Origin of the sequence: Mucilaginibacter sp. CAU 1740 (genome assembly GCF_039839285.1) — a bacterium.
Taxonomy (GTDB): Bacteria; Bacteroidota; Bacteroidia; order Sphingobacteriales; family Sphingobacteriaceae; genus Mucilaginibacter.
Genome location: NZ_JBDOQS010000003.1, coordinates 536,160 through 562,163, shown reverse-complemented (window position 1 = coordinate 562,163; position 26,004 = coordinate 536,160). Strand labels below are relative to the sequence as shown.

At 45.4% G+C, this 26,004-nt stretch carries 13 protein-coding genes; 11 read left to right on the top strand and 2 right to left on the bottom strand.

The window, feature by feature from the left end; translation table 11 throughout:
- Positions 1–486: 486 nt before the first annotated feature.
- The 10 genes from AAFN85_RS09905 to AAFN85_RS09860 all read left to right on the top strand — a co-directional run bounded on the left by AAFN85_RS09905 (position 487) and on the right by AAFN85_RS09860 (position 15,839).
- A complete protein-coding gene (locus tag AAFN85_RS09905; RefSeq protein ID WP_347527029.1) occupies positions 487–2,193 on the top strand; it encodes a ribulokinase in 1,707 nt (568 codons plus the stop codon).
- 7 nt (positions 2,194–2,200) lie between these two features.
- Positions 2,201–2,899: an L-ribulose-5-phosphate 4-epimerase gene (locus AAFN85_RS09900; RefSeq protein WP_347527027.1), complete on the top strand. Its 699-nt coding sequence runs from the start codon at positions 2,201–2,203 to the stop codon at positions 2,897–2,899.
- Between the two features lie 2 nt (positions 2,900–2,901).
- Positions 2,902–4,266, top strand: coding sequence for a glycoside hydrolase family 27 protein (locus AAFN85_RS09895; RefSeq protein WP_347527026.1), 1,365 nt, complete (start codon positions 2,902–2,904; stop codon positions 4,264–4,266).
- A gap of 33 nt (positions 4,267–4,299) precedes the next feature.
- Entirely contained in the window at positions 4,300–5,793 is a 1,494-nt protein-coding gene (gene araA / locus AAFN85_RS09890; RefSeq protein ID WP_347527024.1) for an L-arabinose isomerase, read from the top strand.
- A gap of 219 nt (positions 5,794–6,012) precedes the next feature.
- Entirely contained in the window at positions 6,013–7,713 is a 1,701-nt protein-coding gene (locus tag AAFN85_RS09885) for a sodium/solute symporter (RefSeq protein ID WP_347527023.1), read from the top strand.
- A gap of 202 nt (positions 7,714–7,915) precedes the next feature.
- Positions 7,916–9,088 (top strand): aldose epimerase family protein, encoded by a 1,173-nt coding sequence (locus AAFN85_RS09880; RefSeq protein WP_347527022.1) that lies wholly within the window; start codon positions 7,916–7,918, stop codon positions 9,086–9,088.
- Between the two features lie 7 nt (positions 9,089–9,095).
- Entirely contained in the window at positions 9,096–11,063 is a 1,968-nt protein-coding gene (locus AAFN85_RS09875) for an alpha-L-arabinofuranosidase C-terminal domain-containing protein (protein WP_347527021.1), read from the top strand.
- A gap of 3 nt (positions 11,064–11,066) precedes the next feature.
- Positions 11,067–12,071, top strand: coding sequence for a family 43 glycosylhydrolase (locus tag AAFN85_RS09870; RefSeq protein ID WP_347527020.1), 1,005 nt, complete (start codon positions 11,067–11,069; stop codon positions 12,069–12,071).
- A 318-nt stretch (positions 12,072–12,389) separates the two neighbouring features.
- Positions 12,390–13,367 (top strand): glycoside hydrolase family 43 protein, encoded by a 978-nt coding sequence (locus tag AAFN85_RS09865; protein ID WP_347527018.1) that lies wholly within the window; start codon positions 12,390–12,392, stop codon positions 13,365–13,367.
- A 243-nt stretch (positions 13,368–13,610) separates the two neighbouring features.
- Complete coding sequence (locus tag AAFN85_RS09860) at positions 13,611–15,839, top strand: sugar-binding domain-containing protein (RefSeq protein WP_347527017.1); 2,229 nt, start codon at positions 13,611–13,613, stop codon at positions 15,837–15,839.
- A 588-nt stretch (positions 15,840–16,427) separates the two neighbouring features.
- On the opposite strand, the gene AAFN85_RS09855 is transcribed toward AAFN85_RS09860, so the two are convergent.
- Positions 16,428–19,979 carry a VCBS repeat-containing protein gene (locus AAFN85_RS09855; protein ID WP_347527015.1) on the bottom strand — a complete coding sequence of 1,184 codons (3,552 nt, stop codon included), beginning with the start codon at positions 19,977–19,979 and terminating at the stop codon, positions 16,428–16,430.
- 239 nt (positions 19,980–20,218) lie between these two features.
- On the opposite strand from AAFN85_RS09855, the gene AAFN85_RS09850 reads away from it, so the two are divergent.
- Positions 20,219–21,541, top strand: coding sequence for a vanadium-dependent haloperoxidase (locus tag AAFN85_RS09850; RefSeq protein ID WP_347527014.1), 1,323 nt, complete (start codon positions 20,219–20,221; stop codon positions 21,539–21,541).
- Positions 21,542–21,829: 288 nt separating this feature from the next.
- Here AAFN85_RS09850 and AAFN85_RS09845 read toward each other — a convergent pair whose 3' ends face one another.
- Complete coding sequence (locus AAFN85_RS09845; RefSeq protein ID WP_347527013.1) at positions 21,830–25,822, bottom strand: two-component regulator propeller domain-containing protein; 3,993 nt, start codon at positions 25,820–25,822, stop codon at positions 21,830–21,832.
- Between the last annotated feature and the right edge of the window lie 182 nt (positions 25,823–26,004).

Genomic DNA, 26,004 nt, shown 5'->3' with positions numbered 1-26,004 from the left:
TTAACAACAAATAAAAAGGCGTCATTGCGAGTAAGTAAAAGCCGAGGCATCTGAAGGAGGTATGACATTTGCGAGCGGGCCAGTCACTCTGAGCTTGTCGAAGAGTCGCGCGCAGAGGCCCTGCCCACCATGCTTCGACAGGCTCAGCATGACACCCATTTTAAACTTGTCATGGGTAGGTACGAAGCAATCGCACGGAAGCCAAGGGGCTATGCAAATTCGCCCTGTATTGTTCGAGATTGCTTCGTCCCTCGCAATGACGTGTTGGATTAGTTATTTAAATTGTTAAAATAACACTAATTATTAACTTTATTATTCTCTCTTCTCGTTGCCCATTCTAACAACCTCTCAATTATGTAATAACTTTTTTACCCTATCCTTAACCTAACTCAATCGTTAACCTCATTTTTCCTCAATAAAATTTTAAATAAAATTTTTCTTTTTCAAAAATTAAGTGTTATTTCGACAATAATTATAAATCTTTATATGAGCAATAACCAATTAGTGATCGGTGTCGATTACGGTTCTGATTCCGTGCGCTCCGTGATCGTGAACGCTGCCAACGGCGAAGAAATAGCGTCATCAGTATTTAATTATCCCCGCTGGCGCGATGGCAAATATTGCGTGCCTGCCGAAAACCAGTTCCGCCAGCACCCGCAGGATTACATCGACGGGTTAAAAGCTACCATTAAAGATTGCATTGCGCAGGCCGGCGGCGAGGCCATCGCTAAAAATATAAAAGGTATCTCTGTTGATACCACCGGCTCAACCCCCGTTGCGGTTGATGTTACGGGTACACCTCTTGCCCTAACTCCCGGTTTTGAAACCAACCCGAACGCCATGTTTGTGCTTTGGAAAGATCATACCTCGGTTAAAGAGGCCGCACAGATCAATGAGCATGCTACAAAATTTGATACCAATTATTTAAAATATGTGGGCGGTATCTATTCGTCCGAGTGGTTTTGGGCCAAGCTGCTGCACGTGTTGAGAGTGGACGCGCAGGTGCGTGATGCCGCTGCCTCATGGGTGGAGCATTGCGACTGGATCCCGTTCCTGTTAACCGGCGGTAATGATGTTAAGGCTATTAAACGAGGCCGCTGCTCGGCAGGGCACAAAGCCCTTTGGGCCGAGGAGTTTGACGGCCTGCCTCCTGAAGAATTTTTTGTTTCCCTCGATCCTGTTTTGGCGGGCTTCAGGGATAAACTATATCAAGATACTTACACTGCGGACGAAGCAGCCGGCAACCTCAGCGCGGAGTGGGCGGAGATATTGGGACTCTCAACCGATGTGATTGTAGGTACCGGCGCTTTTGACGCGCACATGGGCGCGGTAGGCGGCCAGATTGAGCCTTATCACCTGAGCAAGGTAATGGGCACTTCAACCTGCGATATTTTGGTTGCCCCAACTGCCGAGATGGAAGGCAAATTGGTACGCGGTATTTGCGGACAGGTGAATGGTTCGGTGATTCCGGGAATGGCCGGTTTAGAGGCCGGTCAGTCTGCCTTTGGCGATACTTATGCCTGGTTTAAAAATATCCTGGCTTGGCCATTGAACAACCTGCTGTCGCAATCGCAGGTAATTGATGCCGCCACTGCCGAGGCGCTGAAAGAAGAAATTTCAGAAATGATCATCCCCGAACTGAGCAGGCAGGCCGCTTTATTGCCGATTGATGAAAGTAATGAGCTGGCAATCGACTGGTTTAACGGTCGTCGTACGCCGGATGCCAACCAGGAGTTAAAAGGCGCTATCAGTGGTTTAGGTTTGGGCAGCGATGCGCCAAGGGTTTTCCGCGCCTTGGCCGAAGCTACCTGCTTCGGTGCTAAAAGTATTGTTGATAGGTTCATCAGCGAGGGCATCCCGGTTAAAGGCATTATTGGTATTGGCGGCGTGGCAAAAAAATCGCCGTTTGTAATGCAGATGATGGCCGATGTTTTGGGTATGCCTATCCGCATTCACCAGTTTAAACATACCTGCGCGTTGGGCGCGGCCATGTTCGCGGCGGTGGTTGCGGGCATCTATCCAACCATTGAAGAAGCGATGGCCGCCATGGGCCGTGGTTTCGACCAGGTTTATGAGCCAAACATCGCGCTTAACGAGGTTTATCAGCAACGCTATAATCAGTATAATAAGTTAGGACAGTTTGTAGCTGCCGAAGTTGCCCTGAAAAATAATCTCGAACTGCAAAACGCATAATACAGCAATGAGTAAATATGATCATATCAGGCTGAGTGCCTATAATGCCAATATGCAGCTGCCCAAACTGGGCCTGGTGCTGTTCACCTTCGGCAACGTAAGCGCGGCCGACAGGGAGCTGGGCGTATTCGCCATTAAACCAAGCGGTGTTCCTTATGAAGACCTGTCGCCCGAAAAAATGGTGATAGTTGATTTCGACGGCAATACTATCGAAGGCGACCTCCGCCCGTCAAGCGATACCAAAACCCACGCGGTGCTTTATAAACATTGGAAGGGCATCAACGGTATTGTGCACACGCACTCTACCTACGCCACCGCCTGGGCGCAATCGCAACGTTGCATTCCCATTTTTGGTACTACCCATGCCGATCATTTAACCTGCGATGTGCCCTGCGCCGAGCCGATGAATGATGAAATGATCAAGGGGAACTACGAGTACCAAACCGGTTTCCAGATCATGGAGTGCTTTGAGCAAAAAGGCCTGGATTATAAAGAAGTAGAAATGGTATTGGTAGGTAACCACGCTCCATTTACCTGGGGTAAAACCGCCGAGAAAGCGGTTTACAACAGCGCCGTACTGGAAACAGTAGCCCAAATGGCCTTGCTTACTGAGCAAATAAACAATAACGCACCCCGCTTGAAAGATGCTTTGATCAAAAAACATTTCGAGCGTAAACACGGCCCCGATTCATATTACGGACAATAACTATGAAAAGAATATCGATATTTTTCCTGCTGATCTGCTTATTTTCAATCAATCGCTCATCAGCGCAACAAATAGCGGCAACCCCGCCAATGGGCTGGAACAGTTACAACTGCTTCGGCTCGGCAGTGCATGAGGATGAGGTGAAAGCCAATGCCGATTACATGGCCGAGCATCTGAAACAATACGGCTGGGAGTATGTGGTGGTTGATTTTTTATGGTCGTACGATAACCCGCCGGGCAGTAACATCGGTAACCCATTTCAATTGCGTTTGCAGGATGGATCATACGTGCCATGGCTTACTATGGATAAATGGGGCAGGTTAACGCCTCAGCCAACTAAATTTCCGTCTGCTTTTGGAGGCAATGGTTTTAAACCGCTGGGCGATTATATCCATAGCAAAGGTTTAAAGTTTGGCATCCATGTAATGCGCGGGATCCCGAGACAGGCCGTTTGGTCTAAGTCGCCGGTTAAGGGTACCAATGGTATTACTGCTGATATGGTGGCCGACACCAATTCAAAATGCCCATGGATGAACCACATGTACGGCCTGGATATGAAAAAGCCTGGCGCGCAGGAATACCTGAACTCGCTGTTGGAGCTATATGCCTCGTGGGGTGTTGATTTTATTAAGGTTGATGACCTTTCGCGCCCTTACAGCAATGCCGAGGTGGAAGGTTATCAAAAAGCCATTCAACAATGTGGCAGGCCGGTGGTATTAAGTTTATCGCCCGGCGAAACCCCTGTTGCACAGGCTGCCCATGCTACCAAATATGCCAATATGTGGCGCATGGCCGATGATTTTTGGGATAATTGGAAAGAGATACTGCACATGTTTGATTATGCCAAAAGCTGGGAAGGTGTAGGCGGTCCGGGCCATTGGCCGGATTGTGATATGATCCAGATCGGTAAGCTGAGCAAACGCGGTCCGGTGGGTGAGGAACGTTTCAGTCGTTTTACCGAAGATGAAGAATATACCCATATAACTTTCTGGAGCATCTTCCAATCGCCCCTGATGCTGGGTGGTAATCTGCCCGAAAACCGGGATTTTGAACTGAAGCTTTTTACCAATGATGAAGTAATAGCCGTAAACCAAAAAGGTGCTAACCCTAAGCAACTGTATAAAAAGGACGGCGCGATGATCTGGTATTCGCAGATTCCCGGAAGCAAGGATATCTATGCTGCCTTCTTCAACATCGGCGATGATGACAAAGCCGTAGCCTTAAACTTTAAAGACCTCGGCCTGAAAGGCAAAGTAACCGTACGCGACCTGTGGAAGAAACAAAATGTTGGTCAATACAACGGAAGCTACAAACAAAAAATAAACAAACATGGTGCGGCGCTATTTAAGCTCTCGCCCAAAAACTAAATCAATAACTCGATAATTCATTAACTGACATATATGATTGACTTAAAAACATTTGAAGTATGGTTCATTACCGGGAGCCAGAATTTATACGGAGAAGAAACGCTGAAAAAAGTTGCCGAGCACTCGCAAGAGATTGCCAAAGGTGTTGATGCCGCTGCAAACATCCCTGTGCGTGTAGTTTACAAACCGGTTGTAAAATCGACCGATGAAATTTACAACACCCTGCAACAGGCCAATGTTGCCGAAAACTGTATCGGTGTTATTGCCTGGATGCATACGTTTTCGCCTGCCAAAATGTGGATCCGTGGTTTAAGCATCCTGAAAAAACCGATGCTGCACCTGCATACGCAATACAACCGCGATATTCCATGGAGTTCGATAGATATGGATTTCATGAACCTGAACCAAAGCGCCCACGGCGACAGGGAGTTTGGTTTTATGGTATCGCGCATGCGCATTAACCGCAAGGTGGTTGTTGGCCACTGGCAGGATCCTGAAGCATTAAAAGATATTGAAAACTGGACCCGCGCCGCCGCAGGTTGGTACGACTGGCAAGGCGCGAAATTTGCCCGCTTTGGCGATAACATGCGCTTTGTTGCCGTAACCGATGGCGATAAAGTTGAGGCCGAACTGAAATTTGGCTTCTCGGTAAATACTTACGGTATCGGCGACTTGGTTGCGGTTATCGATAGTATAACTGATGCCGAGGTTAACACCCTGATAGACGAATACGAAACTACCTACAACGTTGCCGACGACCTGAAAAAAGGCGGGACACGCCACGCATCGGTTTATGATGCGGCTAAAATTGAACTTGGTTTACGTAAGTTTTTGCAGGATGGCGGCTTTAAAGGTTTCAGCGATACGTTTGAAGATCTGCACGGCATGATCCAACTGCCGGGCATCGCCTCGCAACGCTTAATGGCCGATGGCTATGGCTTTGCCGGCGAAGGCGACTGGAAAACGGCCGCTTTGGTACGTGCGTTTAAAGTAATGGGCGCAGGTTTGCCAGGCGGCAACGCGTTTATGGAAGATTACACTTATCATTTTGACCCAAACAATGCGCTGGTTTTAGGATCGCACATGTTGGAGGTAGATAGCAGTTTAGCTAATGGTAAAGCATCGTTAGAGGTTCATCCGTTGGGTATTGGCGGCAAAGCTGATCCTGCACGTTTGGTATTTAATGTGGCCGGTGGTGCTGCGCTGAATGCTTCGATTGTGGATATGGGCAACCGTTTCCGTTTAATCGTGAACGAGGTTGAAGCTATTGAGCCGGTTGAAGATTTACCAAACCTACCGGTTGCAAGGGTATTATGGAAACCACTGCCTGACATGAAAACCGGTTGTGCAGCCTGGATCTATGCCGGTGGCGCGCACCATACAGCCTACAGCCAAAACTTATCGGCCGAGCTGATCAATGATTTTGCTGATATGGCAGGTATTGAGTTTTTGCGCATTGGCAAGGATACCAGGCTTGATCAGTTCAGGAATGAGATCAGGTGGAACGATGCGGCTTACAAGCTGTAAATATAAAAATAGCACAGCCGAGCAGCTGCGCGAGAAAATATAAAAGTCGTTATTGCGAGGTACGAAGCAATCCCAAACTATACAGATGGGCTTTGCAGGTCGGGGATTGCTTCGTGCCTCGCAATGACGTTTAAAAGAAGATTGTACCAAACTTAACCAAATGCTTTACTAAGCCCTCTCTCCCGGAGAGGGTTGGGTGAGGCGCAATTAAACCTAATAATGAACAAATTTGCAACTATCGATTACGTGATCTTCGTAATCTATTTTATTGTAGTTACGGGCTACGGGTACTGGGTGTACAGCCGTAAAAAGGTCAAAGGCGTATCTGATAGTCATGATTTTTTCCTGGCCGAGGGTTCGCTTACGTGGTGGGCTATCGGTGCCTCGCTCATTGCCTCCAATATTTCGGCCGAGCAGTTTATTGGCACCAGCGGGCAGGGTTTTGAGGTCGGCCTCGCGGTTGCGGCTTATGAATGGGTTGCCGCTATCGCGCTCATTATTGTGGCTGTGTGGTTTATCCCAATCTTTTTGAAGAATAAGATCTTCACCATGCCGCAGTTTCTGCATAATCGTTATAACGAAACGGTGAGCTTTATTATGGCCATTTTCTGGCTGCTGCTATACGTGTTGGTGAACCTTACCTCGATACTTTACCTGGGTGCTTTGGCTATCAACAACCTGGCCGGTGGGGGATACCTGCACGAGATCATTATCGCTTTAGCCGTTTTCGCCCTGTTCATTACCCTTGGTGGTATGAAGGTGATTGGTTTTACCGATGTGATCCAGGTTTTGGTATTGGTGATTGGAGGTTTGGCTACTACTTACATTGCCCTTACTTTGGTGAGCGAGCATTTTGGTTTGGGTAAAGATGCTTTGGCTGGCCTAAACAAAATGGTAAGTGATGCTCCTGATCACTTTAAAATGATGATGACCAAACCCAAACCGGGCGCGCCGCAGGAAGAGATCAATAAATACCTGGCCCTGCCGGGCATTGCGATGTACTTTGCAGGCCAGTGGATTGTGAACCTTAATTATTGGGGCTGTAACCAGTACATTACCCAACGTGCCTTAGGTGCCGATTTAAAAACCGCCCGTACAGGTATCCTGTTTGCAGGTTTAATGAAATTGGCCATGCCTGTAATTGTGGTGCTGCCGGGTATTGCGGCTTACGTTTTGTACAAAAACGGAGCTTTGCAGCAGGAGATGGCTACCGGTGGTCACTTTAAAATTGATAACGCGTATTCGGCTATATTGGGCTTTTTACCTACCGGATTGAAAGGGCTTTCGGTGGCGGCGCTTACGGCTGCTATTGTGGCTTCGCTGGCGGGTAAGGCTAACAGTATCAGCACCATTTTTACGCTGGATATTTACAAAAAACACATTAACAAAGAAGCCAGCGAAAAAAGCATGGTGGTTTTTGGCAGGCTGACCATTGTGGCTGCGTTGGTGTTCTCGATCATCCTTACCTGGAAAGATCTGTTAGGCATTGGCGGCGAAGGCGGTTTTACTTTTATCCAGAAATATACCGGCTTTATCAGTCCGGGGATCTTCGCTATTTTCCTGTTGGGTTTTTTCTGGAAGCGGACTACCAGCGCGGCGGCTATCGCGGGCATCCTCACCAGCTTTGGCATGTCGGTACTGTTTAATAACTACGCGCCTAAGCTGTTTGGTAACGAAACTTTCCTGTACACGGCCTTCCCGAACGGTAAAGGTGGGTACGAAATTCCGTTCCTGATCTGTATGGGCTTATCGTTCTTGTTCACCATGATCGTAACCATCGGCATCAGTTTAGCCGGACCGAAAGTTAACCCTAAAGCACTCGAAATACCACGGAGCATGTTCAAGATCGAAAAATCGACACTGGCGCTTATTGTGGTTACATTGATACTCCTTACCATGCTTTATGCTAAGTTTTGGTAAGCTGTTATACATTTGATTTTTGAATAAAAAAGTCCCGCGCGAGGCGGGCTTTTTTTAATTGAATATTTTAAGTGTTTTTTTAACAATTATAAATTAATTTTTCTACATTGGTCTCGCTGATAGCTAACCGATCAGTTAAACCAGATTATAAAATTTAATTAGTGGCACACCTGCAAATGGTTGGGCCGGTAACCTTAAAATTATGAAGAGTAACAGTAATTTATTAATGCTATTAAGCTGTTCGGCAGCGTTATTCGCGGCCTGCAACGGTAACCCAAAAACAACTGATTCGACCGTGAAAGATTCATCGGCGGTAGCTACGCAACAAATACCCGATTCGGCCAATTTTAATGCCGATATACAGGGGCAAAAAGTAAAATTATTTACCCTTAAAAATGATAGCGGCGCTACAGCGGCTATCACCAATTATGGTGGCAGGATAGTGAGCCTGCTGGTGCCCGATAAAGATGGCAAACCTGTCGATGTCGTTTTAGGGTACGATTCTGTTAAAACTTATCAGAAACCTAAAGAGCCATATTTTGGTGCTATCATTGGCCGTTACGGCAACCGCATAGCTAAGGGCAAATTTACCCTGAATGGTAAGGCTTATCAACTGGATATAAACGATGGTGTAAATACGCTGCACGGCGGTTTCAATGGCTTTTACGGCAAGGTGTTTTCGGCCAAACAATTAAGTGCTTCCCAACTGGAACTGACTTATGTATCTAAAGATGGCGAAGGCGGCTATCCCGGCAATTTAACAGCAACTGTTGTTTATACTTTAGGTAACGATAACGCGCTGAAAATAGAGTACAAAGCCACTACCGATAAAACCACCATTGTTAACTTAACCAACCACGCCTACTTCAACCTGAACGGCGCAGGTAGCGAAACTATTACCGATAACGTACTGCAAATAAATGCCGACGCGTTTTTGCCTGTGGATACCACACTTATCCCAACCGGTAAACTGCAACCAGTTAAAGGAACACCGTTTGATTTCACTACTTCAAAAACCATTGGTAAAGATATTGATGTAGCCGATGAGCAGCTGAAAAACGGTAAAGGTTACGATCATAATTTCGTGCTAAACAAACATGACCTGACCACCCCGGTTGCTACTGTTAAAAGTATCGTTACCGGCATTACCATGGAGGTATTTACCGAAGAGCCTGGTTTGCAGTTTTATTCTGGCAACTTTTTAACCGGCGAAACTAAAGACGGAAAGGGCGGAAAAGCTTATCCACACCGCTCGGCATTTTGTTTGGAAACACAGCACTTTCCGGATGCGCCAAACCAATCGGCTTTTGCCTCAACCGTGTTAAAGCCGGGCCAAACTTACCATACCGTTACCATTTACAAATTTTCCAAATAGATAAAAGATGCTAAGGAAAGCTTTTTTAATGCTCTGCGCCGCGGGTGCATTGAGTGCCAACAGCGCGAGGGCGCAATACACCATTGCTGCCGATAAGGTAAAGGCGAAAATCTCGCCCAATATGTACGGGATATTTTTTGAGGATATTAACCTTGCTGCCGATGGTGGTGTGTATGCCGAGCTGGTAAAAAACCGCTCGTTCGAGTTTAATATGCCTTTGATGGGTTGGGATGAGCAAAAGAAAGATGGCGGTGATGGCCGCGTAGAGGTAATTAACCGCGCGGAAGAAAAACCTGAGAATGCCCATTTTATAAAAGTTTATATTGATTCGGCCGGCGGATCGTTCGGTTTATCGAACGAGGGTTTCCGTGGTATGGGTATTAAAGAGGGTGAAGAGTATAGCTTTTCTGTAATGGCCAAACAGGAAGGGGAACAAAATATAAAGCTTAACATCGAACTACGTGACGATAAAAATGCCATCATCGGCAAAGCCGAGCTTACACCTACTGATAAAGAATGGAACCGTTACAGCGTAAAATTTAAAGCTTCGGCTACCGTGCAAAAAGCACAGCTGTATGTTTGGATGAGCGGCAAAGGCATTATCGATCTGGATATGGTTTCGATGTTCCCGGAACATACGTGGAAAAACCGTCCGGGCGGCTTACGTGCTGATTTGGTGCAAAAACTGGCTGATATGAAACCGGGTTTCCTGCGCTTCCCCGGTGGTTGTATTGTTGAAGGCAGAGAGTTAAACACCCGCTATCAATGGAAAAAAACAATCGGCGCGGTTGATCAGCGTACCAATATAATTAATCGCTGGAATACAGAGTTCAGTCACCGCCCAACACCCGATTATTACCAAACTTTCGGTTTGGGCTTTATGGAGTATTTCATGACGGCCGAAGATATCGGCGCGTCACCACTGCCTATCCTGAACTGCGGTATGGCCTGCGAGTTTAACACCGGCGAGCTGGTGCCGATGGATAAACTGGATCCATACATTCAGGACGCCCTCGATCTGATCGAGTTTGCCAATGGCGATGTAAATACCAAATGGGGTAAGCTGCGTACCGATCTCGGTCACCCGGCACCGTTTCATTTAAAAATGTTAGGTGTGGGTAATGAGCAATGGGGGCCACAATATATTGAACGTTGGAAAGCATTTACCAAAGCCATCAAAGGCAAATATCCCGATGTGAAAATAGTATCGGCTGTTGGCCCTTTCCCCGGTGGTAAAGAGTTTGATCTGTTGAACAAAACTTTCCGTGCCTTAGGTGCCGATATTTTGGATGAGCACTACTACGCCTCGCCTAAATGGTTCCTGGAACATGCCAAACGCTATGATAATTATGACCGCAAAGGCCCTAAGATCTTCGCGGGCGAATACGCCGCGCAAAGCGTACAAACCGGCAGCCCTAAAAACAAAAACACCTGGGAGTGTGCTTTGGCCGAAGCCGCTTTCATGACCGGTCTTGAGCGTAATGCTGATGTGGTGCGCATGGCATCATATGCTCCGCTGTTTGCCCATGTTGAAGGCTGGCAATGGACGCCCGATCTGATCTGGTTCGATAACCTCAACTCGTACGGATCGCCCAATTATTATGTACAGCAATTATTTTCCTTAAATAAAGGAACTGATGTAGTGCCGTTATTGTTTAATAACGAAGCCGTAGCCGGGCAGGATGGTTGCTTTGCCACTGCCAGCGTTGATAAAAATACTAACGAACTGGTGATCAAATTTGTGAACAGTACGGCATCTGCAAAAAGCACCAGTTTTAAAATTAATGGCTCGAAAGGTTATCAGAAACAAGCCAGCGTAGTTACTTTAAGAAGCGATGATAAAGATGCGGTTAACTCGTTGGAGACACCTACAGCTATCAGCCCGAAAAACAGCACTATCAACGTTTCGGGCAATATTTTAAAGCTTGATGTTGAGCCTTACACCTTTAAAATAGTAAGGCTTAAAAATAAATAACAATTGAAAAAGCTTCTCCTGATCATATCTTTCCTGTTCCTACGCGTTTTCAGTAACGCGCAGGAGCTGAGGACTGACATTTCGGTGCATGATCCGGTGATGACCCGGCAGGATAGTATTTACTATATCTTCTGCACGGGAAACGGGATTGCCATGTGGTCGTCAAAGGATAGGATCCATTGGAAAGTGGAAAAGCCGGTATTCGCTACCGCCCCGCAATGGGCGGTTGATGCTATCCCCGGTTTTAAAGGCCATATCTGGGCACCGGATATCTCATTTTATAACGGATTGTATTACCTGTTTTATTCGGTATCGGCCTTTGGCAAAAACACCTCGGCAATTGGGGTTGCAACTAATACAACACTGCACACCGATGATCCGGCTTATCATTGGGTTGACCATGGCAAGGTGATCCAATCTATCCCCGGTAAAACCAACTGGAACGCTATCGATCCTAATTTAATCACAGATAAGGATGGTACGCCGTACCTGGTTTTTGGTTCGTTTTGGGATGGGTTGAAGTTGGTAAAGTTGACTAAAGATAGGTTGAGCGTTGCCGAAGATCTGGATAAGATCCCAACCATAGCCACCCGCCGTAAAACGCTTGCAGAGAACTTACCTGCCGTAGATGGCAACCCGATTGATGCCGGCGGTAACGCTATTGAAGCGCCTTTTATATTTAAGCATGGCAAATATTTTTATCTGTTTGCATCGATAGATTATTGCTGCAAAGGGCCGAAGAGTACTTACAAGATGGTCATCGGCAGATCAAAGAAATTGCAAGGGCCTTATGTTGACAAGGATGGTATCGCTATGAATAAAGGTGGTGGTAGTATCCTGTTGGCAGGTGATGAACATTGGTACGGCGTAGGGCACAATGGTGTAAGTACTTTTGATGATGTGGATTATATTATTTTCCATGGATATGATGCGGCTGATAGAGGGATTTCGAAGTTGAGGGTAGAGAAGTTGGATTGGGTTGATGATTGGCCGGTGGTGGGGAAATGATTCGAGTGTTGCCTATGAGAAGGAGAAAATAAAAGAGGGCAGGATTGTGCGATTCCCTCCCTTGGGAGGGTGTAGGGAGGGGTTTGTGCGCCATACACATTCGTTAGCATGGCGCACAAACCCCTCCCTGCCACTACACTTACCCGCCGCACCCCTCCCAAGGGAGGGAATTAAAAAAGAAACGCAGGTTTAAGCGTCCACGCTTGAACCATAGGCGAAGTAAGCGTCCACGCTTACTATCCTGTAAAGTTTAATATCGTGAGCGTGGACGCTCACATCCCAAATTATTCAAGCGCGGACGCTTGAACATGCGATACGATGATGAAAATATCTAAATATATAATAGCAGCAAGCCTGATGCTTGGGAGTTTTTCGAGCTACGCCACCACCATCGATACAACCTTCCATTCCGATGGCAACCCCATTATCCGCCACAAATTCACTGCCGACCCCGCGGCCATGGTTTACAAAAACAAAGTGTACCTGTACACCGGTCACGATGAAGCCGCCCCTGGACATAACGGTTACACCATGCACGATTGGACCTGCTTCACCACAACCGATATGGTGAACTGGACGGAACACCTATCACCATTAAATGTAAAAGAATTTAAATGGGCCAAAGCTGATGCATGGGCATCGCAGGTAATTGAGCGTAATGGTAAATTTTACTGGTATGTAGCGGCTGAACATGGCACTATTCCCGGCAAGGCGATAGGCGTAGCCGTATCTGATAGCCCGCTTGGGCCATTCAAGGATGCCCGCGGCAGCGCTTTGGTTACCAATGATATGACCAAAGCTGTAAGCCATTCATGGGATGATATCGACCCATCGGTAATTATTGATAAAGATGGACAAGCCTACCTGTTTTGGGGCAATGGCATCTGCTACTACGCCAAACTAAAAAGCAACATGACCGAACTTGACGGCGAGATCAAAACCATTAAACTCCCTCACTACACAGAGGCTCCCTGGATCCATTACCGCAACGGCTGGTATTACTTATCATACGCATACGAGTTCCCCGAAAAAATAGCTTATGCCATGAGCAAAAGCATTAATGGACCCTGGGTGTACAAAGGCATCATTAATGAACTTGCCGGCAACTCAAACACCAATCACCAGGCTATTATTGATTTTAAAGGCAAATCATATTTTATTTATCATAACGGCGCTTTGGTGCCGGATGCAGGCAGTTTTCACCGCTCGGTTTGTATCGATTATTTGTATTACAATAAAGATGGCAGCATCAAACGGGTGATCATGACCAGCGAAGGCGTGAAGCCGGCTAAGTAAAAGTTTTACTTAGTTTAAAAAAGCAGGAAAGGTGGGGTGCCTTCTCCTGCTTTTTTAATTAGTTGTGGTGTGCCTGCAACAAATCGTATCAACTTTTCTTCAAAACCGATCAAACATAACCAAACGTTAAAATCGCTTTAAATTATCCTATACTTTTAGTGCGAAATAATTAATTTAAAAGCCAATATGGTCGGTTAAGGTGGTTTGATGGAAACTGCTTGCCCGGCTTTATCACCTACAATTATGAACATTAAAAAGTTTATTGTACTTGCCGCTGCCGCGTTGCCGTATTTTGTACAGGCGCAGGAATGGCACCCCAAAAAAGCGGTTTTAATGACCCGCTTTGCCAAAGATGTTGATCCTAAAAATGTATTGCCAGAGTATCCGCGCCCGCAACTGGCCCGCGAAAAATGGATGAACCTGAATGGTCTTTGGCAATATCAGCCAGGCATCGCGGGCGAAGCTGTTCCGCAAGGTAAATTGTCGCAAACTATCCTGGTGCCTTTCCCTGTTGAATCTGCACTATCGGGGGTGATGGAGCAACATGATCGCATCTGGTATCGTCGTAAATTCACTGTGCCTGCATCTTGGAAAGGCGAGCATATCCTGTTGCACTTCGGCGCTGTTGATTACGAGGCTGAAGTTTTTGTAAACGGTAAAAGCCAGGGAGTGCACAAGGGCGGTTATGATCCATTTAGCTACGATATCACTTCGGCAATAAAAGGTGCCGGTGAGCAGGATATTACCGTAAGGGTTTATGATCCTACTGATGATGCCGGTTTGCCTCGTGGTAAGCAGTCATTGCATCCTCAAGGTATTATGTACACCTCAACTACGGGTATCTGGCAAACTGTTTGGTTGGAGCCTGTGCCTGCTGTAAGCATCAATGATATTCGTATTACTCCGGATATTGATAAATCAGTTATTAAATTAAACATTGCCTCGGCAGTAGCCCAAGGCTATACCGTTAATGTGAAAGTTAAAGATGGCAGCAATGTTGTGAGCACAACTTCAGGTCAGCCGAATGCCGATTTTGAAGTATCGGTGCCAAATGCCAAATTATGGTCGCCGGACTCACCGTTTTTGTATGATCTGGATATCACTTTAGAAGAAGGCGGTAAAAAGGTAGATGCTGTGAGCAGCTATGCCGGGATGCGCAAGATCTCCATGGGCGATCAGGACGGTTACAAAAAACTTTTCCTGAATAATAAGTTTTTATTCCAGATCGGTCCGTTGGATCAGGGTTTTTGGCCAGATGGTATTTATACCGCGCCAACTGACGCAGCCATCAAAAACGATTTGCAAATGATCAAGAATTTTGGTTACAACATGGTGCGTAAACACATTAAGGTTGAACCTTACCGCTGGTATTATTGGGCAGATAAATTAGGTTTATTGATCTGGCAGGATATGCCGTCGGCCAATTCATATACCGAACATACGCCACCGGTCGATACCGCTGCTTACGCTTCGGAACTTACCCGCATGATCAAAACCCACTGGAACTCACCTTCTATTGTAACCTGGGTAGTGTTTAATGAATCGCAGGGACAGCACAATACTCCGGGATTGGTTAATCTGGTGCGTAACCTGGATAACTCGCGTTTAATTAACCAGGCCAGTGGTGGCAGCCATTTTGGTGTGGGCGATTTCCTGGATATCCACAGCTATCCGCCACCTGCAGCACCATCAAGCAAAACGCAAATTTTGGCTTGTGGCGAGTATGGTGGTATAGGTTATATCATCCCTGATCACACCTGGAAAACCGGTCCTACTTATATTATGATGGACAACCAAAAGGCTTACACCAACCTGTACGATGAGTTTGCTAACGACCTGGTAATCTACAAAACGAACGAAGGCTTAAGCGCTGCAGTTTACACTGAAACCACCGACGTAGAAGTTGAACTAAACGGCTTAATGACCTACGACCGTGAAATTGTAAAAGCCCCGGTTGAAACCATCAAAGCCTCGAATGATAAGATCATCCATGGCGAAGCCTATATCCGCGAGGTATTGCCATCATCAAAAAACAGTGCCCGTACCTGGAAATACACTTTTGATAAGCCTGCCGATAGCTGGTTTGGCGAGAAGTTTAACGATGCCGCATGGAAACAGGGCGAGGCTGGTTTCGGTACAAAAGAAACACCAGGCGCTGTTGTTAAAACCGTTTGGGATGGTAAGGATATCTGGATAAGGCAGGAGTTCACGCTGAATGTATCTAACATAAATAAAGATGAACTGGTACTTTCATTACATCATGATGATGCCTGCGAGGTTTACATCAACGGTGTTAAAGCCGCCATAAAAGAAGGCTACACCTCAGGCTATGCCATTGTGCAAATGACTCCTGAAAGTAAAGCGGCACTGAGGTTGAATGGCAAAAATGTGATCGCTATCCATTGTAATCAAATACAAGGAGGGCAGTATATTGATGCCGGGATTTCGGTGTTGAGCAAGAATAAGCAATAACATTAGTTTTTATATTTATGGGAAACGCCGGGCAGCATGCCTGGCGTTTCTTTTTTATCCATAATCTGCCGCGGGTTTAGCGATAGCGTAACCCGTGGTGTAAAATCACTTAAGTCTCCGACTTAAGTCACAAAAAGTAAAACCATATTGGATTAGCTATTCGCCGTAGGTTAGGCTACCGCTAAGTTGGTGGCAGGTGTCATGTTGGTTTGTTGGGGTTAAGTCAGAGAATAACCTATTATTCCCACGGGTTACGCTATCGATAAACCCGCGGTAGCTGGGGAAATTGGGGGTTAACAGGGGTTAACAGAAATTAGGGTTAACATTTGATTATTTTATTGATATTCAGGCGTTTAAATTGATAATTAGTGAAAATAGTGTTAACCCCCTAAATATGTGTCTCAAATGGAGTGATTGGCGGCGAAGTAGCATAATAAAAACGGCCCTGGCATATCGCCGAGGCCGTTTTTATTAAATAATCTCTTATGCCAAACGTGTTTTGGAAGCCCCAAACACGGGCCTGCTTGCACAACAGCTCAGTATAATGGGATACTGAAGCAAATTCAGTATTACCTGATTAATTCTTAATTATATTTTTCTCCTTTTTCCATTATAACTCGTAATCGTAACATCGCCTGCATCCCCATCCAATTCTAAAACCCTTGATGATTGTGACAGGTACGTTGACCCATAATAAAACTCCACATGTTTCTTACCTCCATTTTTCAATGTGACATCGGCATAAAAATCGTCAGGCTTTAGTTTGATGTACCGTTTGCCAGGAATCACAGCCGTATTACGGAATACCTTAACACTATCCTGGTTCTGAGTAGCCACCAACAGACTGCCTTTGGCTGATTGTACGCTTGCCAAACCTTTACCATCACCAGAAATATATATCCCGCTGTTAGCTACAGTTAAGCCTGCAAAACCACCTTTACCATTACCTTTCATATATAAACCCATAAAAGCATCATGACGGCCGGTAAATGGTTCCATACCAAAATCGTTACCAACCATTATGAGGTCGAGGTTGCCATCGTGATCAACATCTTTAACTACCATACCGTAAACCGGGGCCATTTGGGCCTCTTGTGGCAGCGCGCTGATGCTGAAAGTTCCGTTGCCTTTTCCTGTGATGAGGCTGGTGTTCATATCGGTAGCTTTTAGCACCACGGCACCTTCTTTGTCTTTTTCGGGCCACAGATCATTCATGGTAGCGTGGCCGAAACCGCGGTAGCTTGGGTATTTTTTGCGGATGGAGATGAGCTGACTGATCAGGTCATCGCGGGTATGCATCGGGAAGGGCTTTTGTGAGCCATCCTCATCCTTCATAAAGCAAAATATCATAGCATCGAATGATCCGTTTCCGTCAAGGTCTTTACCCATAATGGTCATCGGTTGTTCGAAAGAGGCTTTATAGTTTGAGTTTTGGCCTAAGTTGCCTGCTACATAATCAATATTGCCATCGTTGTTAAAATCGCCGGATACGATACTGTTCCACCAGCCCACATGATCATCAATGCCCGATTTAATTTTGCTGAAACCACGGCCATTATTTTTATAGAAAGTTATCGGCATCCATTCGCCAACTACCACCAGATCGGCTTTGCCATCTTTATCAAAATCTGACCATAGCGCGTCGGTTATCATACCTCCGTGTTCTAAATCCGGGCAAAGCTGTGCAGTTACATCGGTAAATTTACCACCATCATTCCGCAGCAGGTGACTAACGGGCGATGATGGGTACGAGCCGGAAACAGACCGCGAACCAACAAACAGATCAAGGTCGCCATCGCCATCAAAATCGGCAGCGCGTACGCATGAACCATTGTCATATTCAACCGGTACTGCGGTGAGATCACGTGTAAAATGGCCTTTTTTATCGTTGATGTAAAGCCTGTCCTGCGCGGTGGTGTGCCCTTTCGGAAACTCGTAGCTGCCACTGGCTATATATAGGTCAGGGAAGCCGTCGCCGTTGGCATCAAACAATAGCGCGCCCATATCTTCCTCTTCTTTAAACTCTTCGTGAATAAAACGGTTATTATCCATAGTGAAATGGCCACTGGCATCCTGCATAAAAAATACGCCTTTGTTGCCTGCCGATCCTCCAACAAAAAGGTCATCGTAGCTATTGCCATCCACATCGCCAACGGCAATACATGGGCCGTACTGGCTTAGCTTATGGGGCAGGGTAGGTTGAATGTTATAGTCGATAGCATCTTTTTCCTGGTGCACATATTTAATGCCCGTAGCATTATTTGCGGGTTGAAAAACTGGCGTAATTTTACCCGGCGCATCGGGCGGGTAATATCCCGCCGCGTTTTTGTATTGCAGATTAAGTGTTTGGTTTGCTTTTACATTAGTAAGCAGCTGTGTTTTGCCATCGGGCCATCTCACCCTTAATGAATCAATAGTTGAAGATGAACATATACCAAAATGCCCTCGTGCATCATCAGTACTCATATAACCGCGGCAAGGCTGTTGATCATAAAATTGCTGGTTGCCTTTGTAATAAATCCTGACTGTTGCACCAAACCCGCCAAGGTTTTTGGTATCGCCCTGTAAGGCAACATTCAGGTAATTATGATCTTTGGCTATCTGAGTTTTGGTGTTGGCTGTGTTTTCATAAACAAAAGCGTCATCATCAATATTATTGATCACCAGGTCAAGGTCGCCGTCGTTATCCAGATCGGCATAAACGCCTCCGGTAGAGAAGGTAGGTTTTACAATGCCCCAATCTTTCGATTGATCTTTGAACAGATAACCTCCCGAGTTTTTGAACGCGTAGCTTGATGTTTTTACTACCGGGAATGAATCGGCTGCGGCTAAGGTGGTATTTTCTTTAACGGTACGCCCTTGGTCGTTGCTGTACAGGGCATGATCCAGATCCGTCACATCGCGAGGGTAACCGTTGGTGATCATCATATCGCGGTAGCCATCGTTATCAAAATCGGCAACTAAGGGTGTCCAGCTCCAGTCGGTTTGGTAAACGCCCGCCTGGTAGGCTATCTCGCTGTATTGTGGGTGACCGGCGGGAGTTTGCCCCTGGTTTAACTGCAATACGTTGCGGATATACTGATGCTCGTAATTGAATTTTTTATTGTTGATGTAGGTAATATAATTATCGCCCACCAGCATGGTTTTTTTGCGTACGTTCTCTTCGGGTAGCATCTCTAAGGATACCAGGTCGGCCTTGCCATCATTGTTGATATCCACCATATCCGATCCCATTACCGACCAGCCCGTGTGTTTAAAATACTCGCCCGCGCGGTTAGTGAACGTGCCGTTTTTGTTGTTTACCCAAAGCACATCGTTTGATATAAAATCGTTACCCACATATACGTCCGGCCAGCCATCGTTATTTACATCGCAAATAGATACCGAGTTGCCGAACCCTTCTATCAAAATACCAGCATCTTTGGTTACGTTGGTGAAAGTATTGTTGCCATTGTTGCGATACAGGCGATCATTATTAGTTGCGCTGCCATCTGTTAATTTAGGGCGATAGGCTACCGGCGTTTCCTTGCCTAAAAAGTTGGTGAGGAGGTACATATCCAGGTCGCCATCGTGATCGTAATCAAAAAATACGGCCTGGGTGCTGTAACCGGTATCCTGTAAGCCATAAGCGGCTGCCGATTCTTTGAAAGTTGGTACACCATCTTTGTTAGTGCCCTGGTTTATGTAAAGCAGGTTTTTGCGGTGTTCGGGGCTGCTTTTAAAAGATGAGCAAACATAAATATCCTGCCAGCCATCATTATTGATATCTACAACCGATACACCCGCATACCAATCGCCGTTACCCGCTACGCCAGCGGCGTCAGTAATGTCTTTAAAAGTTAATGAGCCCTTATTGAGGTAAAGTTTATTGGCCACCATGTTGCCTGCAAAATAAACATCGGGCAGGCCATCGTGGTTAAAATCGCCAATGCCTACACCCGCGCCGTTGTACAGGTAGGGGTGGTTAAGGATGTTGATGCTGTCGCTTTCGGTAATGGTGTTTTTAAAATCGATACCGGTTTGCGAGGCATCAAGCAATTTAAAAAGTGTTGGCCCCGATTGTTTTTTTGAACAACCGAAACAAAAAAATATCAGTAAGAAGATAGGTAGTTTAAGCTTTAGGGGTAAACTTTTAATCATGCAGCAATGGTTAATAATTAGTTGATGGTTTATGCTTTGGTTAAGCCTTAACTTATTGGTTACAACGCAATAAGCTACTGTAAAGAAAATGGATTTCGCGCTTTTAGCTTCTGCAAATTGTATCAAAAGTTGGTTAAATAGTATCGGCTTATACTTACATCGGCATTAACTGTTAGCTTTGATGTACAGCCATTTATGGCAACCAATTTAAACTGATTAACCCCGTTCTGCTCATCAACATGAAGCGTTTTTACTTTGCAACTTTTGTTGTACTTATTATAGCCTGTTCATCATGCGGCAATAAACCCTGGAAAAAGGCGGCCGAAAACCCGGATTTCATCCATCGCTCCATAAAAGATGTTACCGATGTAGTAAGGCATGATATTTACTCGCCGCCGGTTGCCAGCCGTATTTATGCTTATATCAGTGTAGCTGCTTACGAAGCCGCGCGCAATGGCGATTCAAAATATCTATCGCTCGAAGGCCAGCTTAAGGGACTTGATTCTGTACCCAAACCAATTACCGGTAAGCAATACTGCTACACTTTAGCCGCATCGCACGCGGTATTGACTGTTGGCAAGATCCTGATCATGAGCGAAGGCCGTATCGAGAGCTTTCATGATAAGTTGATGCAGGAGTTTAAAGATACCGACATGCCTGATAGTGTTTATCAAAATTCGATAGATTACGGAAAACTCATAGCCGACAGGATCATTAAATGGGCTGGTAAGGATAACTACAAACATACCCGCTCGCTATCCAAATACGATGTGCAAACCGATGATGCCAGCTGGAAACCAACCCCGCCGGCTTACATGAAAGGCATCGAGCCGCATTGGAATGAGATCCGCCCGTTCCTGCTCGATTCGGCGCAGCAGTTTAAGCCTTTGCACCCTTTTACATTTTCAAATATTCCGGGTAGCGAATTTTATAAACTGGCCATGGAGGTACATGATAGCGGCAAGCATTTAACCGATGATCAAACTACCATCGCTACCTTTTGGGATGACAACCCTTTTAAAGTAAATATTAACGGGCACACGATGTTTGCCACCAAGAAGATCTCACCGGGAGGACACTGGATCAATATCACCGCACTGGCCTGCCGTAAAGCCAAAGTCGACTACATCCGTAGCGCCGAGGCTTACGCCAGTTTAGCGGTGGTTATTGCCGATAGTTTCATTAATTGCTGGGATGAAAAATATCGCAGCAAAGTGATCCGCCCCGAAACCTACATCAACCAGTACATTGAACAAAGCTGGACGCCGTTGCTGCAAACGCCACCTTTTCCTGAGTACACCAGCGGGCATAGCGTGGTATCAACAGCTTCGGCTGTGGTGTTGAGCAAATTGTTTGGTGAGGAGTTTGCGTTTGCTGATTCGACGGAATTGGAGTTTTCGATCCCGGTGCGCAAGTTCGATTCATTTAAAGCGGCCGCTAAGGAAGCTGCCATCAGCAGGTTTTATGGGGGGATTCATTACATGCCGTCGATTACCAATGGTGTTGATGAAGGAGAGAGGATTGGGCAATTCGCGTTGACCAAGCTGCATACGAGGAAATAGATTCCTTTGTAATTTAATCTGTAATCTGCCGCGGGTTTAGCGATAGCGTAACCCGTGGTGTAAAATTACTTAAGTCTCTGACTTAAGTAATAAAAAGCAACACCAGGTTGGATGAGCTATTCGCCATAGGTTAGGTTAAGCTATCGCCAAGTCCGTGGCAGATGGTACGTTGGTTTGTTGGGGTTAAGTCGGAGACTTAACCCGTTATTCCCACGGGTTACGCTATCGCTAAACCCGCGGTAGAAGACCTTCGGGGATATTGTAAGTAAAGCAGTCGTTTAATCAATATCAAACCTGCCTAACCTTACTCCGCTTAGCTTGCTGATACTCAGTAGGAGTAGTACCAAACTGCTTTAAAAAGTTGCGCCCCAGGTGCGATTGCGAGCTGTAGCCCACCATATTAGCAACCTCATAAATCTTATAATCGCCTTCCTCTAACAATTGCGCGGCAGCTTTTAAACGGGTGATATTGATCAGTTCGTTGATAGTTAAGTTTGAGATAGCTTTCACTTTACGATACAGCGTAGGCTTGCTCATATTCATGAGGTTGGCTATTTGCTCCACATCCAGCTCGGCGTTTTGGATGTTTTTATAGATCACGCCGTTCAGCTTATCTAAAAAGCTTTCATCGGGTTTTGAATAAGCCATCGATTTGATGTGCGCCAGCGGCGAACTCGCGAAATGATCTTTTATTTTATTGCGATTGATAAGTAGGTTGGCTATCTGCACCTGCAGGTGCTCTGGCGAGAACGGTTTTTCGATATATGCATCGGCACCAACTTCAAGGCCTTCAATTTTACTTTGCAGGGTATTTTTTGCAGTAAGCAGGATGATAGGAACGTGGCTGTGATCAAAATTGGTTTTGATGGTTTTGCACAGTTCAAAGCCATCAATACCGGGCATCATTACATCGCTTATGATCAACTGGATGTTTTCGATATCTATCATATCAAGCGCTTCCTGTCCGTTATGGGCTTTAAGTACCGAGTATTTGTCGCTCAGATCGTCCGAAATAAAATCTAATATCTCAGGGTTGTCATCCACTAAAAGTATAACTGGTTTCATAAAGTCAATATTCTCCTCTCTGTTACTTAGGTCTGGCTGTTCGTACTCATCGGGTGTGGTGTGAAGGTCGAACTCTTTCTCCTGGTGAACTGGCAAAGTAAGGTTAAATATATTAAAATCATTCATTGATTTATTCAACACCAACAAACCTTTGTGCAATTCGGCTAAGGAACGCGATAGGGATAAGCCTATCCCCGTGCCAATTTGCTTCTCCGATTCCTTCATCCTAAAAAACGGCTCAAAGATCTTTTCCCTCATTTCATAAGGGATGAGATGCCCGTTGTTCCGTATCTCAATAGTAAAAGTTACATCGCTGTCGCTTTGCGGTTCCAGCTCAATTTCTACTTCAGTATTACCGTATTTTATTGCGTTGCTAATAAGGTTGCTTAAAATTTTGGTGAACGCCTCAATATCCACAAAGGCGCAAACACTTTTGGCCGGGTGGATAAAAGTGTAATGCAGGTTCTTTTGCTCGGCCATTGGCTTAAACCTTACAAAAGTATCGGCTACCAGGTCGGTAATATCGGTTTTAACAAAGCTGAGACTAAAACCATTGGTTTCGGTTTTGCGGAAATCGAGCAGTTGGTTGGTCAGATCAAGCAGGCGATTGGTGTTTTTCTCCATGATCTTGAGGTTGTTCTGGATTTCCGGAACATGCTCGGCCTTTTTGATCACCTTTTCCATCGGGCCTTTTATCAGCGTAAGCGGCGTGCGGATCTCGTGAGCAACATTGGTGAAAAACTCGATCTTGGCGTTGTAGATCTGTTTCTCCTTATCGTTTTCCAATATTTCGATAATACGCCTGTTTTTTTCGCGGGTACGGCGGTGATAGCTTCTTAGCAAGTAATAACCGCTGTATAAAAACAGTAAGCAATAAGCGATGTAGGCCCATACGCTTTGCCAAAACGGAGGCGCTATGTTTATTTCTAAAGTAGTTTCGTAAGGTGTCCAGTTCCCGTTGTTGTCGGCAGCTTTTACCACAAAAGTGTAATGGCCGGGCTGTAACTGGGTAAAGTAAACCTTGCGGTTTCGTTTCAGATCGGTCCAGCCTTTATCGAGGCCTTTCATTGTGTATTTATACCGGGTCATTTCGGGCGAAGGGAAGCTTAGCGCGGCAAAATCAATACTGAAGGATGACTGGTTATAATCGAGGTTGATTTTTTTTGTGTTGATGATTGATCGGCTCAGCAACGAGTCGGCACCTTTAACCGAAATTTCCTTGTTATGCACCTGGAAACCGGTAATATAAACCGGTGCCGCGAAATGATTTTGTTTAAACTCGGCCGGGTTAAAGCTGATCATTCCTTTTACGCAGCCAAAATACATGGTGCCGTCGTCGTCCTTAAATGATGAATTATAGTTAAACTGATCGCTCAGCAGGCCGTTGGCTTTGGTGTAGGTTTTTATCAAACCGCTGTTCAGGTTAAGACTAACCAAACCGCGGGTGGTACTTACCCACAGGTTTTTGGTATTATCCTCCATCACCCTGAAAATATAATTACTGGGGAGGCCGGTGTTCAGGTCGTAAAATTTATAGGTATCCTTATCCGGATCGTATCGCCATAAACCCAAACCTTCAGTAGCAAACCAAAGCATATGGTCACTATCTTCAAAAATACCATTAACGGTGGTGGTATTCAACGCGTTTTTAACCGGGTAACGATAAGCTAATTTAAAGCTGGTATTGGTTACCGGGTCATAGCAATAAATGCCATCGCGCACGGTACCTACCCAAATCTTCCCATTATGATCTTCAATTATCGAATAAACAAAATCATAAGGCGGCAGCTTATCTATCAGCGTAAAATCATGACTGGCCAGGTTGTAACGATAAACGCCGCGGGTAGTACCTATTATAATAAGGCCTTTGCGGGTTTGGCAAAAGTTGATGATGAAGTTACTTTTCAGGTCGTTGGGGCCTTCGCCGGCCAGGTAAACCCGCTCAACTTTGCCGGTTTTAATATTCATTACATCCAGGCCACGCTCAAAAGTACCGATGAATAGTTCGTTGCCCAAGGCCATTAATCCGTGGATATTGGTGTTGGAGATAGTTCCCTTACCGGCCGGATAATAATGTGTCCAGGTTTTTTTATCGGGCGATAGTTTGTTGAGGCCGTTATCTTCGGTGCCCAGCCATAGGTTACCGTACATATCCTTACAAATTTCGCGCACCACGTTGCCCTTTAATGAGTTTTGCTCAGGAGTTGGATAAAACTTGTTAAAGGTTGAGTATTGTTTAGGATAGTAATTAACCCCACCAAAATAGGTGCCTGCCCATACACCGCCTTCCGCATCTTTCCATAAACAATAAACCGCGTTATCGGATATTGAGTAGGGGTCGTTATAGTGCTTTTTAAGATTAGTAAACGTTCCTTTCTCCAGATCATAAATAAACACGCCAGATTCTGTAGCCACCCAATACTCGTTTTCGCTGTATTTTATAAAATCGCGAACGTAAATGGCTGTGCCATCGGGGTTGTACGAAAGGAGGTCTTTGCAGGAGTGATCATTTACATCAAACAGCTTAAAACCCTGCGAATTTGTGCCGATAAGTACCTTGCCATTGCCGCATGAGAAGATCTTTTCAATGAATTTAGTAGTTACCCGTTCTGTATTCTGAAAAACATTATAACTATTAAAAGTGCGGGTAGCCTGGTTTAGGCATGCCATAGTACCCTGTGTTGTTGATACCCATACCCTGTTATCAACTATAGTTATGGATGTGGCATCAAAATGCTGGTAGGGGCCGTAATCGGTTTTTTTACCGGTTTTAGGATCGTATTTTATTAATGCCGGACCGGCAACAAACCAACAGTTGTTTTGCTCATCATTAACTATGCTGCGTACCCCGTTAATGTTGGCCTTATTAATATGCTTAAATGTTTCAGATAATTCGTTGTATTCGTCAAGGCCTTCATCAGTACCGATCCATAATGTACCCTGTTTATCAATATTGAGGGTATGGATCATGTTGTTAGCTATGCTGTTGGTATCCTGTGGGTTATGCCTGAAGGTTTTAAATGTATAACCATCAAACACGTTAAGCCCGTCCTTGGTGCCAAACCATAAAAAACCGCGCCTGTCCTGTATGGCGCAGTACACAGTATTGTGCGACAGGCCGTGCTCAACCTGGTAATGCCTGAAATAGTACGATTGCGCATCGCAAACGCCGCAAAATACCGTCAGCAGTAAAAAAAGTGTATATAATGGTTTCAAAATAATCAGCTTAAAGCAAATATAACCAATCTGTTGTAGGGTTTTTAACCTCTCAAAAAATGATACTTTTCGACTAAGTATTGATATTATTTGGTTAATCGCCGGGCCTAAAATCCTTTTTCTTTGAAGCATTGATTTTAGATATGTCAATTCTACATTTTTAAAATCAATACTTAACCAAT

Coding starts and splice junctions, on each gene's coding strand:
- AAFN85_RS09905 (WP_347527029.1), top strand. CDS start 487: ATGAGCAATAACCAATTAGTGATCGGTGTCGATTACGGTTCTGATTCC.
- AAFN85_RS09900 (WP_347527027.1), top strand. CDS start 2,201: ATGAGTAAATATGATCATATCAGGCTGAGTGCCTATAATGCCAATATG.
- AAFN85_RS09895 (WP_347527026.1), top strand. CDS start 2,902: ATGAAAAGAATATCGATATTTTTCCTGCTGATCTGCTTATTTTCAATC.
- araA (WP_347527024.1), top strand. CDS start 4,300: ATGATTGACTTAAAAACATTTGAAGTATGGTTCATTACCGGGAGCCAG.
- AAFN85_RS09885 (WP_347527023.1), top strand. CDS start 6,013: ATGAACAAATTTGCAACTATCGATTACGTGATCTTCGTAATCTATTTT.
- AAFN85_RS09880 (WP_347527022.1), top strand. CDS start 7,916: ATGAAGAGTAACAGTAATTTATTAATGCTATTAAGCTGTTCGGCAGCG.
- AAFN85_RS09875 (WP_347527021.1), top strand. CDS start 9,096: ATGCTAAGGAAAGCTTTTTTAATGCTCTGCGCCGCGGGTGCATTGAGT.
- AAFN85_RS09865 (WP_347527018.1), top strand. CDS start 12,390: ATGATGAAAATATCTAAATATATAATAGCAGCAAGCCTGATGCTTGGG.
- AAFN85_RS09860 (WP_347527017.1), top strand. CDS start 13,611: ATGAACATTAAAAAGTTTATTGTACTTGCCGCTGCCGCGTTGCCGTAT.
- AAFN85_RS09855 (WP_347527015.1), bottom strand. CDS start 19,979: ATGATTAAAAGTTTACCCCTAAAGCTTAAACTACCTATCTTCTTACTG.
- AAFN85_RS09850 (WP_347527014.1), top strand. CDS start 20,219: ATGAAGCGTTTTTACTTTGCAACTTTTGTTGTACTTATTATAGCCTGT.